The sequence below is a fragment of the Acinetobacter sp. AS23 genome (assembly GCF_023612055.1).
Classification (GTDB): Bacteria; Pseudomonadota; Gammaproteobacteria; order Pseudomonadales; family Moraxellaceae; genus Acinetobacter; species Acinetobacter oleivorans.
Genome location: NZ_CP082274.1, coordinates 3118726 through 3131589, shown reverse-complemented (window position 1 = coordinate 3131589; position 12864 = coordinate 3118726). Strand labels below are relative to the sequence as shown.

Genomic DNA, 12864 nt, shown 5'->3' with positions numbered 1-12864 from the left:
ACTAGGATAGGTTGGCGGATATTCCATTACTGTCAACCGACTGCTGTATTGTAGCCCCATAATGCTGGATTTGTACAAAATTATGGGTGTTTATCATGCTTTTAAATTTAGGCAATGTATGAGTGATGAAAAGAAAAATTGGACTGGGAACATCCATTTAGGTGCAAAAACTGACCTAACTGTGGTTCTCAACCAATTATGTAAGGCGTTTAATAGCTCTCCTTTTTTTAAGCATAGTGGAATGATTATGCGTGTGGTAGATGGCCACATTGAAGGCTATATCGAGATGCAACCGGACCTGATTGGCAATCTGGCATTTCAGATTTTGCATGGTGGAGTTGCTGCAACCTTGCTCGATAGCATTGGCGGTATTGTGGCAATGGAACACTTATATCGTCGTTCAACGCCGGAAACTCTAACCGAGACCATTAAGCAAGTATCGCGTTTGGCAACTGTCGACATGCGTGTCGATTATTTGGCGCCGGGGCGTGGTAAATACTTTATTGCCCGTGCTGAAGTTCTGCGTTTAGGTCGTAAGGGCTGCACCATGCGCATGACCATGGTCAATGATGAAGGCAAAGCAATTGCTGCGGGTATTGCTTCATACGCCTATTAAGTTACCGATTTAAGTATTTAAAAAGCGCCAAGTGCGCTTTTTTTAGTATTTGAAAAGCAGGAATTTTCACAAAAACTTTGAGATAAACATTAATTTAATTAGAACGAACGCATTAGTTATAATTTTTTATTCTCATATCATGAGGTTTTAGCGTTAAAATTAGCTCCTTTGACAATGCGGTATGTCTTGTTTATAGAAAAATAAAAACTCTATAACAAGGTGTAGTGCGAGATTGATGGCAAAGCCAACTCATCTTTAGGAACATACCATGACTGATGCACAAAGCAATGTAGAAGAAACAGTGCCAACAACATCTGCCTCGGATGACAACAATCAAAACAAGCGCAAAAAATTTCTTGGTTTTTTTGCGCTGATTTTATTGATCGCCGCTATTTTATATGCAATTTGGGCATTATTTTTAAATCATTCCGTGAGTACGGATAATGCTTATGTCGGTGCTGAAACCGCGCAAATTACTTCAATGGTGAGCGGTCAGGTCGCTCAGGTTGTTGTAAAAGATACCCAAACGGTACATCGTGGTGACGTGCTGGTTCGTATTGATGACCGTGATGCCAAAATTGCATTAGCGCAAGCTGAGGCGGAACTCGCAAAAGCAAAACGCCAATACAAACAAACTGCGGCAAACAGTAGTTCTTTAAACTCTCAAGTTGTGGTTCGTGACGACGAAATTAACAGCGCTAAAGCACAGGTTGCACAAGCGCAGGCAGACTACGACAAAGCTGCTTTAGAGTTAAATCGCCGTGCACAACTTGCCGCGTCTGGTGCAGTGTCTAAAGAAGAACTCACTAAGGCACAAAGTGCAGTTGAAACAGCCAAAGCAGGTCTAGAGCTTGCTAAAGCTGGTTTAGCGCAAGCGTCTTCAAGCCGTAAAGCTGCCGAAAGTACCTTAGCTGCAAACGAAGCGTTAATTCAGGGTGTAAGCGAAGTTTCAACACCTGATGTACAAGTTGCACAGGCGCATGTTGAACAAGCTCAGCTTGATTTAGAACGTACCGTGATTCGTGCGCCAGTTGATGGTGTGGTGACACGTCGTAACATTCAAGTGGGGCAACGTGTTGCACCGGGCACCAGCATGATGATGATTGTGCCGCTGAATGATTTATATGTAGACGCGAACTTTAAAGAAAGTCAGTTGAAAAAAGTCCGTCCGGGTCAAATCGTTACGCTTACTTCAGATTTATATGGCGACGATGTTGAATATCACGGCAAAGTGATGGGCTTCTCTGGTGGTACAGGCTCTGCCTTTGCCTTAATTCCGGCTCAAAACGCAACAGGTAACTGGATTAAAGTAGTTCAACGCTTACCGGTTCGTATTGCACTTGACCCGAAAGAACTTGCTGAACACCCACTGCGTGTTGGCTTGTCGATGGAAGCAAAAGTCGACTTATCTGCGAAGTAAACGCTTATGAAAACGCAAACACCTTTTGCCGAACTAAGCGGTGGCCGTTTAATACTGGCAGCGTTTGTTATTGCCTTGTCGAACTTTATGGTCGTGCTCGATACGACCATTGCCAACGTATCTGTACCACACATTACCGGTAACCTTGCTGTTTCAAGTACACAAGGCACATGGGTTGTTACGTCGTATGCTGTTGCAGAAGCGATTTGTGTACCTTTAACGGGTTGGCTTGCAGGGCGCTTTGGTACGGTTCGGGTTTTTATTTTTGGCCTGATTGGTTTCACTATTTTTTCTTTCTTGTGCGGCCTAGCAAACTCGTTAGGCATGTTGGTGTTTTTCCGTATTGGACAAGGTCTATGTGGTGGCCCGCTCATGCCACTCAGCCAAACTTTGCTGATGCGTATTTTCCCTCAAGAAAAGCATGCGCAGGCGATGGGCCTATGGGCAATGACGACCGTCGTTGGGCCAATTTTAGGACCAATTCTGGGTGGTTTGATTAGTGATAACCTGTCTTGGCACTGGATTTTCTTTATTAACATACCTGTTGGTATTGTTTGTGTTTTAGCGGCAATCCGTTTGCTTAAACCAGCCGAAACAGAAACGATTTCTTTAAGAATCGATACCGTCGGTTTAGGTCTGTTGATTTTGTGGATTGGCGCGCTACAGCTCATGCTCGATTTGGGGCACGAACGTGACTGGTTTAATAGCACCAGCATTGTGGTGTTAGGCCTGACTGCCGCCATAGGCTTTGTGGTGTTCCTCATATGGGAGCTGACCGACAAACACCCCGTCGTGGACGTCAAAGTCTTTAGGCATAGGGGCTTTGCAATTTCGGTACTGGCCTTGTCGCTCGGCTTTGGCGCGTTCTTTGGTAGTATTGTACTGATTCCACAGTGGCTACAAATGAACCTTTCATACACCGCCACGTGGGCCGGTTATTTAACCGCAACCATGGGCTTTGGTAGTTTGACCATGTCACCAATTGTGGCAAAGCTTTCGACTAAACATGACCCACGGGCACTAGCGAGTTTCGGTTTGATATTGCTGGGTGGTGTGACCTTAATGCGGGCATTCTGGACCACAGACGCCGACTTTATGGCACTGGCTTGGCCGCAGATCCTGCAAGGTTTTGCTGTACCATTCTTCTTTATTCCACTGTCGAATATTGCACTTGGTTCGGTACTCCAGCAAGAGATTGCATCTGCTGCAGGTCTTATGAACTTTTTAAGAACTATGGCAGGGGCGATTGGTGCCTCAATTGCAGTGACCGTGTGGGACGACCATGCCAAAGTTGCACGAAGTGAAATGGTGTCAAACCTAAATACTGCTGAAGTTCAAAATAACCTTGCACAAAATGGTTTTTCGGCTGACTCAACCTTAGGCATTATTTCAAACCTCGTTGATAAAGAAGCGATTACCATGTCGGCAAACCATGTATTTTTGCTGTTTGCAATGGTGTTTGTTTTTGCGGGGCTGGTCATTTGGCTGTGTCCGAAACCCAAAGGAGATGTCAGCGGAATGCCATCTCACTAAACACAAAAAGCATCTCTTCGGAGGTGCTTTTTTAGATCTATTAAAAAATAGAGCGAGTCTATAAATGGTAGTTTTTGCCTGTATTTCACTAAATAAAGCATGCCAGAATCGGGCAGATCAAATATAAAAGCGTGTAATATCAAGCAAGGAGGCTTAATACAGGGCACAGGAAAAAACGCCCTTAAACATTCAATATTATAAAACCTTATTTTTATCAAAGATTAAAAAAACTTAATACCTGAAAACAAAGAAGCTTGCATGGCAATTGCATGGATAGGCAGGCGTATATATTGGAGTTATCACGTGAATAAAAGATATTCATTTTTGTTCAGTAGTTTATTAGCAGTCGGTTTATTACAAGGATGTGGAGATGACTCCTCGTCAGATCAGCCCAAGGATGATTCAAATACAACCCCACCCAATTTAATTGTAGATAATGACCCCACCAGTTGTAGCAAACTGGCACAAGACGGTTCAAACGTGGTGGTCGGTTCAAACCAAAATGGTGACCCAGCAGCACCTGAGGGTGCATCGGGTTATAGACTCGGTAACACGGTTAAATACGCAGATAAATATATGGTGGTGGCAAACACGCCACTTGCGGTAAAAGCGGGTTGTGATGTTTTAAGAGCAGGCGGTAGTGCAGTCGATGCTGCCGTTGCGGTACAAGCGGTGTTGGGTTTAGTCGAGCCACAATCGAGCACCATTGCTGGTAGTGGTTTTATGATGTATTACGATGCTAAAACCAAAAAAGTTACTGCTTACGATGGCCGTGAAACCGCACCAGCCGCAGCCAACGAATATTATTTAATTCGCCAAGATATATATGACCCAAATTCACCAGCACCTGTACCAAGTGCCCGCCGTAGTGGCCGCTCGATTGGTGTGCCGGGAGTGATGCGCTTGCTTGAACAAGCACAACAAGAACATGGCAAACTCAAGTGGAACCAGCTTTTTGGCGAAGCGATTGGTTTGGCTGACAATGGTTTTCGTATTCCGGGGCGTTTGGCAGACGCAATTGCAAGCAATGCCAACAGCTTAGCGCTTGATGCAAATGCAATGGCAACCTATTTCTACCCAGATGGTTCACCTCGTAAAGTGGGTGAGACTATGACCAATAAAGCTTACGCAAAAACCCTAGAAGCACTTGCCACGCAAGGTGCAAATGCGCTGCATACTGGTCCAATTGCCCAAGCGATTGTGGCAAAAGCAGGACAGACGTTAGGGGATGACCCCGCACGAACTCCAATTACGCCAAGCTTGATGACCTTGCAGGATTTATCGAACTATCAGGTTAAAAAACGCGACCCGATTTGTACGACGTATCGTGACCGTTACTATGTGTGTACCATGCCGCCTCCATCTTCGGGCGGGATTGCGGTTGCGCAAACGTTGGGTATTTTAGAAAACTTTGATATGTCGCTGTATCCACCTAAAAACCCTGAAAATGAAGGCGGTGTACCCGATGTGATGGGCGTACATTTAGTGTCTGAGGCAGAACGTTTAGCCTACGCCGACCGTGATAAATATGTGGCAGATACTGACTTTGTCGCTTTACCAGCACAAGGCATTCCAAGCTTTATTGATAAAAACTACCTGAAACAACGTGCAGCACTAATTAATCCAAACCAAAGTATGGGCGTTGCGCCAGCGGGTAATTTCAACCCAGCTTCGGGTGTTGACACCACTGTTGAACACGGAACAACTCAGTTCACGATTGTAGATGCCTATGGCAATGTGGTTTCAATGACATCGACTGTTGAATCGAGCATGGGCTCATTCCACATGGTGGATGGTTTCTTGCTGTCAAACCAGTTAACTGACTTTAGTGCGAATCCGCTAGACAGCACGGGAGCACTGGTTGCTAACCGTGTGGAAGGTGGCAAACGCCCAAGAAGTACCATGGCGCCAACTTTAGTGTTTAAAGGCACCACGCCAGATGAGTTTTACATGGCAACAGGTTCACCAGGTGGCGGTACGATCATTCAATATGTAGTTAAAACTTTGGTGGGGGCATTGGATTGGAACTTAAACGCTCAGCAGGCGACCTCGCTTGTTAACTTTGGTGCGACCAATAGCAAAAACACCAATGTTGATAGCTCGAATGTGCAGCTTTCTTTGCTTGATTTGATTGAAGGCTTAAAGGCGAAAGGGCATGGCGTTGCCAATACTGCGCAAACCAGCGGTATTTCAACGATTATGAAAGTAAATATTAATAATCAGAGTAAATACGCAGGTGGGGTAGACCCACGCCGTGAAGGTATTGTGTTAGGCAATGGTGCTTTATAGACCCAACTCTAAAAAAAGCTGTCATTTTTGGCAGCTTTTTTATGTGGCCCTTGAAAAAAACAAAAGACACTCAATTATGTAAATATGTTCATCAGTAGCAGACTGTTGATAAAATGCACAGTATTTTATTTTAGTTATGCTATGATGTTCAGACATTCATGGGGATGTTATTGGCTTCGACGCTGGTGATGAAACTCATAGATGCATGCCGAGAGCGCATTTTCTCTCGTAAATCAAATTTGCATATTTTAGTCGCAAACGACGAAACTTACGCTCTAGCTGCCTAAGGGCAGTTTGTCCGCTTCCTAGAATACTTGTGGTTTAGGAACCCGACCGTAGCGCACGCACACAAGTCCGTATAGAGTCAAGCCTCGGGGCTTTATACCAAACTTAGAGGATCGCAACTTGTACCCTGTTCGTCGGGTCACAAGGTGTTAAAACAATAGACGATATCTAAGCATGTAGTATTCTCGAGCGTAATGCTGGCGGACGCGGGTTCAACTCCCGCCATCTCCACCAAAATTCGTGAAAAGCCCTGAAACTTAAGTTTCGGGGTTTTTTATTGGAAAATATTTTATTAAAAAAATTTAAAGTAAGTACAATGCGATTCTTATTTTCTTGAATATAAAAACTTTAATTAGGTGTGTAATGCAAAATAATTTCGTTCAACAACTTCATACATTACCAGAAATTTTTGATGGAAATTATTTTCAAATCCCTGACTATCAAAGAGGGTATGCTTGGGATGAAAAACAAATAGATGAATTATTAAAAGATATAGAACATCTTTTATTAGATGAATCAGATGTAAGGCATTATACAGGTACGTTAGTTTTATCTCAGAATAAAGATAGTAAACATGAGTATCAGATAGTAGATGGACAACAACGCTTAACGACATTAGTCATTTTTTTTAAATGTATTTCACTTCTTTCAAGTAAAGTATTAAAAAACAGTATTATTACCAAATATTTAAAAAGAGGTGCAATTGGGAATGATCAATTTGCTTTGAGATTGAATGTTGATACTCGAAAATTTTTTGAAAAAGTGATTCTATCAGACTGTAATTTAGAAAATTGTCCAATAACATTAGAATCACATGAGCGATTATTAGGTGCTTACCATTCAATTAATAAATGGTTATCTCACAAGACAGCTTTAGGTATTTCAACTGAGAAGATTCTAAATATTTTAGAAGATAGATTAGGCTTTTTGGTTTATTCCCCTAAAGAAGATGCTGAAACAGGCATTATGTTTGAGGTAATTAATAACCGTGGTAAACAGCTTAGTGAATTAGAAAAGGTAAAGAATTATCTTATTTATTGTTCTATTAGATTGTCAGCTCTGACTCTGCGAACTGAAATTACGGAGCATTGGTCTGATATTTTACAGTCATTAAATAAAGCTAAGAAAACTTCTCCTAACGAGGAAAGTTCATTTTTAAGATATTGTTTAGTCGTATTTTTTAAAATGAATAAAACAGATAGTCAACATGGCTATGATGTACTTAAGTCCAGAATACAAATAGATCAATGTCTTCAATCTGTAGAAAAAAAACATCAGACAATCATCAAACTTCAAGATTTTATTCAATTCTTAAAAGTATCTGCAAAATGGTACGAGCATCTTTATGCCCCTAATTATTTTGGTTTGGATAATGCTATTAAACCATTAATCGAAAATATTAGAGCTCAGAATGTTCATGCATCAATCATGCCCTTATTTTTAGCCTTAGTGTTAAAGAATAAAGGAAAAGGAGAGATCCTCGAAAAACATTTACAGTTGTTAGAAACATTAAATTTCCGAGTTTATATTGCTAATGGTATGACACCTAGAAAAGATACAGGACAAGGTGATTTATATCAGTATGCGAGTAGATACTTTTATGGAGGTTTGTTAAACAGCTATATTGCAGAGGAGCATAGGATAATTGGTCAGACAACATTAACTAATGATGATCAAGCACTAGAATATTTATTAGTTCAATTTACTCAAAATCTTGCTCATGATGGATGGTTTGAAGCTTCATTTGAACTAGATAATAAAAGTTCTTTCGATTTTTATAACTGGCGAGGTATCCGTTATTTTTTAATGAATTATGAGTCATCTTTACAACCAAACAAAACGATTAATATCGATAAAATTTTAAAAAGTAGGTCAGCTGGTAAAACCAATGATTATTTGTCGGTAGAGCATTTGTGGGCCACTAAGAACAGAAATCTTGAGGGGCAAAATTGTCGAGAAGTTGATTACTATCAAAAAAGAAGACTTGGAAATTTTGTGTTACTTGAACTTCGTTTAAATATTCAAGGTAGTGATGATGACATTTGGATCAAAGTAGATCGATATCTTGAAGGGTTTGAGCAGGAAGCCCCAACAGATCTTTACCATATGCGCTTAGCAGGAATAAATGTTCGGAAAACCGTTAAATCTATGAGTGATGTTAAGAAAACTATTAATTATTATTCTGATTTTTATAGTGAAATTATCAATGAGCAGGAAGAGCGCTACATTAAGTTTGCAATGAAAAGATGGTCTTTAAAGGGATATATTGGTTATAAAAAACATCACGAAGAATTGGAAAATTAAATATTTTTATTTTGCAGTACGATAAAAAGTGCAAAAATTTTTGCATTAATCAAAATGATATCGTATAGTGATTTCATGCAGTAAAAAGCTCAGTACGAGCTCTACTGCATGATTTGAAAAGTTGGGATTTGGCGATCAGACAACTTTTCAAAACAAAATCCACTATCACAGGAGACTTTGTTAAATAGATTATATCTGAAAAATAACAAAGTACTCCAAGTTTATTAAAAGGAAATACTATGGAGATGAAATTAAAAAATATTGCTGAGATTTATACGGGCTTTACGCAACGCCCTCCTGAAAAATCAGTTAATACTTTTGATGTAAAAGCAATTCAAATTAAAGATTTAACCAAAGATCAAGTTATTATTTCAGAAAATCAATGGTCAGAACTCGAATGGGCTTATGACTCAATACCTCAATATTTGAAATACAACTCGATTATTGTGGTCGCTCGTGGAGAGCCAAAAGCTTATGTGTTCAAAGGTACTGAAGCAGATCAAGTTGTTGTTAGTAATCAATTTATCGTGGTCAATCTACAATCAGCTGATTTAAAGCCAGAATTTTTAGCTTGGTACTTTAACCATTCACAAGCAATGCGATCTTATTTTGAAATGAATAGCAGGGGTTCATTGTTGATGATGCTCAGTATTTCAATTTTAAAGGAAGCATCTATCGTGATTCCCTCTTTAAATAAGCAAGAAGAAATACTGCAATTTACTCAAGATGCAAATAAAGAGGCACTGGTATTTCAGCAATTGATAGCTGTACGTGCTGAGTACAATCAAGCAAAGAGTGAACAAATTTTAATGCAAGCCAAAGTGGCGCAATAAACCGAATTTTTGAATTGGAGGAATGAAATGACAAATGAAGTAAATCAACACCCACAGCATTCTAAACTTGTTGGATTAGTTTGGAGTATCGCCAATATTATTCGTGGACCTTATCGTCCACCCCAGTATCGTCGTGTGATGTTGCCATTAATTGTATTAGGGCGTTTTGATGCAATTCTTGCACCGCATGCAGATGAGATGAAAGCATGCTATGAAAAAGCTGTGGCGAATTTGCAAGATAAAACCCCGAATGTCTTTTTACAAAAGCAGTTGAGCCAAATTGCAGATAAAGATCGTAAGCAAAATCTTTATAACATCAGTGGTTTTAATCTACAAAAACTGTTGGAGGATCCAGATCAATTTACGGCAAATTTAACAAAGTATATTGATGGTTTTTCACCTAAAGCAAAGGATATTTTTGCCAAGTTTGAATTTGCTAAAGAAATTGAAAAACTTGATGATGCAAACCGTCTATATAAAGTCTTCCAAGAATTTCGTAATGGTTTGGTAGAGTCAGGTTTAAGCCTTGCACCTAGTAGCGTGAGTAACTTACAAATGGGTTACCTATTTGAAGAGTTAGTACGTAAGTTTAATGAACAGGCAAATGAGGAAGCAGGGGATCACTTTACTCCTCGTGAAGTGATTGAATTGATGGTGAACTTAATCTTTGAAGAAGATCAGGACGAACTTGTTAAAGCAGGCGTATACCGCAGTATTTACGACCCTACAGCGGGTACAGGTGGGATGTTATCGGAGTCTGAAAAATTTCTTAAGAAATACAATGACAAGATTAGCCTTGATATGTATGGGCAGGAATATAACCCTGAGTCATATGCGATTTGTTGCTCTGACTTATTGATTAAAGATGAACCTGCTGAAAATATTGTTTATGGTGATACGCTTGGTGTGAAAAATGCCAAAGAAAAAGATGGTTATGTCCCGCATGATGGTCATGCAGATAAAGACTTTCACTATATGTTTTCAAATCCTCCTTTTGGTGTGGAATGGAAAAACCAAAAAGACTTTATTGATGACGAAGAGAAGCAAGGGTTTTCAGGTCGTTTTGGAGCAGGTTTACCACGGATCAATGATGGATCGTTGTTGTTTGCTCAACACATGATTTCTAAAATGAAAGCTTCGCCTGAAAATGGTGGTGAAGGTTCACGTATTGCCGTGGTATTTAATGGTTCGCCATTATTTACAGGTGATGCAGGCAGTGGTGAAAGTAATATTCGTCGTTGGATTATCGAAAATGATTGGCTTGAAGCGATTATCGCTTTACCTGACCAGATGTTCTACAACACAGGTATTTATACTTACGTTTGGATTATTTCAAATAAAAAATCTGAAAAACGTAAAGGCAAAGTTCAGTTGATTGATGGCACCGCCCATTATCAAAAAATGGCAAAAAGCTTGGGTAATAAGCGTAATGAATTATCTAAAGCACACATTGTTGAGCTCACTAAGTTCTATTCGGAATTTAAAGATCAAGATACTAGTGCATTAATTCAAAATAATACTGGTGAAGCGAAGGTATGTTCAAAGATTTTTAATAATCAAGATTTTGGTTATTTGAAGCTTACTGTAGAACGTCCTTTGCGTTTGAACTTTAAAATTTCTGTTGAACGTATTGCCTTATTGGATGATCAATCTGCTTTTGCAAGTTTAGCGAAGAGTAAGAAAGTAAAAGATACTGTTGAAATTTCGAAGGAAGAGCAAGCAGGTCGTTTACAACAGGAAGCTATTAAAAATGCACTTACTGCGAAAATTTCTGATCAGGTTTGGAAAAATCGTGATGCTTTCTTAAAAGTACTTGATCCAATTTTGAAAGATTTAACTTTCAAATTGGGTGCCCCTGTGAAGAAAGCGATTTTGGAAGCTTTATCTGAGCGTGATCAAACTGCCGATATATGCAAAGACAATAAAGGTAATATTGAACCAGATACACAGTTACGTGATACAGAGCTTGTTTCCTTTCCTGATAATTTGAGCTTACCTTTGCCTGTGAACTATGACAAAGAGCCTGATCTGTCTGAGTTATTACCATTAGTACGAGTACATTGTGAGGCATATTTTAAAGCTGAAGTTTTACCGCATGTTTCTGATGCGTGGATTGATTATAGTAAAACTAAAGTGGGGTATGAGATTCCAATTAACCGTCACTTTTATGTCTATGAGCCACCACGTCCATTAGAAGTTATTAAGGCGGAGATTGTTCAGCTTGAGCAGGAGATTATGCAGATGTTAGGAGGTTTGTCTGCATGAGTCAGTTACTACGTTACGAAAGCTACAAAGAGAGTGGTGTGCAATGGTTAGGAAAAATCCCTAGCCATTGGGAAGTTAAGCGGATGAAGTTTGTTGTTTCTAATATTGGAGATAAAGTTGATGCTAAAGAATCTGATCTTAGATATTTTGGCTTAGAAAACATTGAGTCATTTACAGGCAAACTACTTAATTCAGTGGAACTTGAGAGTGAGGGGATTGGTCACAGATTCAAAAAGGATGATGTACTATTTGGGAAATTAAGACCTTATTTGGCTAAGGTTTTTTTAGCTGAAGAAGATGGATTATCTTCTACTGAGGCGTTAGTATTTCGTTCATCTGAAGTAATTTATCCAAAATTTTTAAGTTATTACTGCTTATCTCAAGATTTCATTAATGAAGTTAATGGAACAACTTTTGGATCTAAGATGCCCCGAGCGAGTTGGGATGACATAGCTTCATTTAAAGTTGTTTACCCTAATTTGGATGAACAAAAAATCATTGCAGATTTTTTAGATAAACGTCTCGCCCAAGTTGATGCATTAATTTCTAAGCAAGAAATTTTATTGGAAAAATTAGCTGAACAACGTGTGGCTTTAATTTCTCATGCGGTGACAAAGGGCTTAAAACCTGATGTGGAGATGAAAGAGAGCCATATTAAAATTTTAGGCAATATTCCTTCACATTGGGAAATCATAAAAAATAAGTTTATTTTTGACTTTTCAAAAGGTTTGACTATCACAAAAGAGAATTTAGTTGATGAGGGGATTCCTTGCGTGAGCTATGGTGAGGTGCATTCTAAATTTGGTTTTGAAGTTGATCCTATTAAACACCAATTAAAATGTGTGCCTGAAGCTTATATAGAAAGTGATGAAAATTCTTTACTTAAGTCTGGAGATTTCATTTTTGCTGATACTTCTGAGGATGTTAAAGGGGCTGGTAACTTTACCTACTTAAATAGTGATATTCCTACTTTTGCTGGCTACCATACAATTATTGCCAAAATGAGTAAGCTTAATAATCCAAGATTTTTAGCTTATATACTTGATACTGAAGAGCACCGTAATCAGATTCGTATGCTAATTAAAGGTGTAAAAGTATTTAGTATTACTCAAGCGATTTTGAAAAATACTTTTGTGTGGTTGCCACCAATTGAAGAACAAAATCAGATAGTTGATTATTTAGATCAGGAGGTTGAAAAATATCAACAAATTGGTCAAAGATATGAATTAACAATCAAAAGATTAAAAGAATATCGCTCAACCTTAATCACCCAAGTAGTTACAGGGAAGATTGATGTTCGAAATCTAAAAGTAAATTAA

The 12864-nt window shown here is 39.1% G+C and carries 8 protein-coding genes and 1 other RNA gene; all 9 read left to right on the top strand.

Annotation, left to right across the window (positions count from 1 at the left end; all coding sequences use genetic code 11):
• Positions 1–118 precede the first annotated feature (118 nt).
• Positions 119–616, top strand: coding sequence for a thioesterase family protein (locus K6I41_RS14780; protein ID WP_250374695.1), 498 nt, complete (start codon positions 119–121; stop codon positions 614–616).
• 268 nt (positions 617–884) lie between these two features.
• A complete protein-coding gene (locus K6I41_RS14775; protein ID WP_250374694.1) occupies positions 885–2036 on the top strand; it encodes an EmrA/EmrK family multidrug efflux transporter periplasmic adaptor subunit in 1152 nt (383 codons plus the stop codon).
• A gap of 6 nt (positions 2037–2042) precedes the next feature.
• A complete protein-coding gene (locus K6I41_RS14770) occupies positions 2043–3569 on the top strand; it encodes a DHA2 family efflux MFS transporter permease subunit (RefSeq protein ID WP_107881053.1) in 1527 nt (508 codons plus the stop codon).
• 303 nt (positions 3570–3872) lie between these two features.
• Positions 3873–5858 (top strand): gamma-glutamyltransferase, encoded by a 1986-nt coding sequence (gene ggt, locus K6I41_RS14765; RefSeq protein WP_250374693.1) that lies wholly within the window; start codon positions 3873–3875, stop codon positions 5856–5858.
• Positions 5859–6018: 160 nt separating this feature from the next.
• Positions 6019–6377, top strand: a transfer-messenger RNA (tmRNA) gene (gene ssrA / locus K6I41_RS14760).
• Positions 6378–6506: 129 nt separating this feature from the next.
• Positions 6507–8447, top strand: a complete 1941-nt coding sequence (locus K6I41_RS14755) for a DUF262 domain-containing protein (protein ID WP_250374692.1) — start codon at positions 6507–6509, stop codon at positions 8445–8447.
• Positions 8448–8686: 239 nt separating this feature from the next.
• On the top strand, positions 8687–9280 hold the full coding sequence (locus K6I41_RS14750) for a restriction endonuclease subunit S (RefSeq protein ID WP_250374691.1): 594 nt from the start codon (positions 8687–8689) through the stop codon (positions 9278–9280).
• A gap of 27 nt (positions 9281–9307) precedes the next feature.
• Entirely contained in the window at positions 9308–11545 is a 2238-nt protein-coding gene (locus K6I41_RS14745; protein WP_250374690.1) for a type I restriction-modification system subunit M, read from the top strand.
• Positions 11542–12864: a restriction endonuclease subunit S gene (locus tag K6I41_RS14740; RefSeq protein WP_250374689.1), complete on the top strand. Its 1323-nt coding sequence runs from the start codon at positions 11542–11544 to the stop codon at positions 12862–12864. The genes K6I41_RS14745 and K6I41_RS14740 overlap by 4 nt, the downstream gene beginning before the upstream one ends.